Annotated in this window: 1 protein-coding gene and 1 pseudogene; both read right to left on the bottom strand. The window is 65.2% G+C overall.

All coding sequences use genetic code 11. The annotated features are described in order from the left end of the window. Window positions 1-1064, bottom strand: a 1064-nt coding sequence (gene serA / locus ACMUOO_RS17375) for a phosphoglycerate dehydrogenase (RefSeq protein WP_413855828.1), incomplete at its 3' end; no start/stop codon positions are given. A gap of 78 nt (window positions 1065-1142) precedes the next feature. Next, window positions 1143-1800 (bottom strand): annotated as a pseudogene (locus ACMUOO_RS17370) (phosphoserine aminotransferase); the annotation flags it as partial.

Here is a 1800-nt window from a genome sequence, read left to right as displayed (position 1 = left end):
AGGATGTTGATCGCCTTGATCGGCTCGTCCGTCATCTGGCCGGCGAAGGCGCCGAGATGCTGGGCGAGCTTCTGCCATGGCCCCATGACGGCGGCTTCCTCGGCGGTGACCGAGGGCATGTTGAGCGCGTTCTGCACCGCCCCGGTCAGCAGGTAGTCCGACATCTGCTCGGCCACCTGAAGTGCCACATTCTCCTGCGCTTCGGTCGTCGCGGCGCCGAGATGCGGGGTGACGACGACGTTCGGCAGGTGGAACAGCGGCGAATCCGTCGCCGGCTCCTTCTCGAACACGTCGAAGGCAGCCCCCGCGACATGACCGGATTTCAGCGCCTCGGCCAGCGCCGCCTCGTCGACAAGGCCGCCGCGGGCGCAGTTTATGATGCGCACGCCCTTCTTCGTCCTGGCGATGTTCTCCCTCGACAGGATGTTGCGGGTCTTGTCGGTCAGGGGCACGTGCAGCGTGATGAAATCGGCGCGGTGGAGCAGCTCGTCGAGGTCCACCTTAGTCACGCCCATCGACTTCGCCCGCTCCTCGCTGAGATAGGGGTCATAGGCGATGACCTTCATGTGGAGCCCAAGCGCCCGGTCGCAGACGATGCCGCCGATATTGCCCGCACCGATCACGCCCAGCGTCTTGTTGAAAAGTTCCACCCCCATGAAGCGGTTCTTCTCCCACTTCCCGGCATGGGTCGATTCCGACGCTTCCGGCAGTTGCCGGGCGACCGCGAACATCATCGCGATGGCGTGTTCGGCGGTGGTGACGGAATTGCCGAAGGGCGTGTTCATCACGATCACGCCGCGCTTCGATGCGGCGGGAATGTCGACATTGTCGACCCCGATCCCGGCGCGGCCGATGACCTTGAGCCTGGTCGCGGCCTCCAGCACCTTGTCGGAGACCTTGGTCGCCGAGCGGATGGCAAGGCCGTCGTAGTCACCGATGACGGCGAGGAGCCGGTCCTTGTCCTTGCCGAGATCGGGCAGGTAGTCGACCTCGACCCCCCGGTCGCGGAATATCTGGACGGCGGTTTCACTGAGTTTGTCGGATACGAGAACCTTGGGTGTCATCATTCGTTGTCCTGTCATGCCCGCGAAAGCGGGTATCGGTTGAAGGTTCCCGCTTGCGCGGGAATGATATTTCGGGGGTCAGGCGGCCTTGGCCTGCGCCTCTATCTCGGCCTCGAACGCCCATTCGATCCAGGGCATGAGCCGCGCGACGTCGGATGCCTCGACGGTCGAGCCGCACCAGATGCGCAGGCCCGGAGGGGCGTCACGGTAGGCCCCGGCATCAAGCGCCACGCCTTCCTTCTCCAGCCGCTTTGCGACCGCCTTCGCGAAGGCCGCGCCGTCCCGGATGCGCGGATCGGTGAACTTCAGGCACACGCTCGTCGTGGAGGCCGTCGCCGGATCGGCGGCCAGATTGGCGATCCAGTCCCTCTTCGCGACGAAATCTGCGATGGCCTTCGCATTCGCATCCGCCCGCGCGATCAGGGCCGTCAGCCCGCCGACCGACTTCGCCCACTTCAAGGCGACGAGGTAGTCCTCGACGCAAAGCATCGAGGGCGTGTTGATCGTCTCGCCTTCGAAGATGCCCTCGATCAGCTTGCCGCCCTTGGTCAGGCGGAAAATCTTCGGCAGGGGCCAGGCGGGCACATAGCTTTCAAGTCGCTCGACCGCGCGGGGCGACAGGATCAGGACGCCATGGCCGCCCTCGCCGCCCAACGCCTTCTGCCACGAAAAGGTGACGACATCGAGCTTGGCCCAGGGCAGGTCCATCGCGAAGGCGGCGCTGGTCGCATCGCAG

It is taken from the genome of Albidovulum sp. (genome assembly GCF_041919395.1).
Lineage (GTDB): Bacteria > Pseudomonadota > Alphaproteobacteria > Rhodobacterales > Rhodobacteraceae > Albidovulum.
The sequence above is the reverse complement of the archived record's forward strand: the minus strand, read 5'-3'. Positions and strand labels throughout refer to the sequence as shown.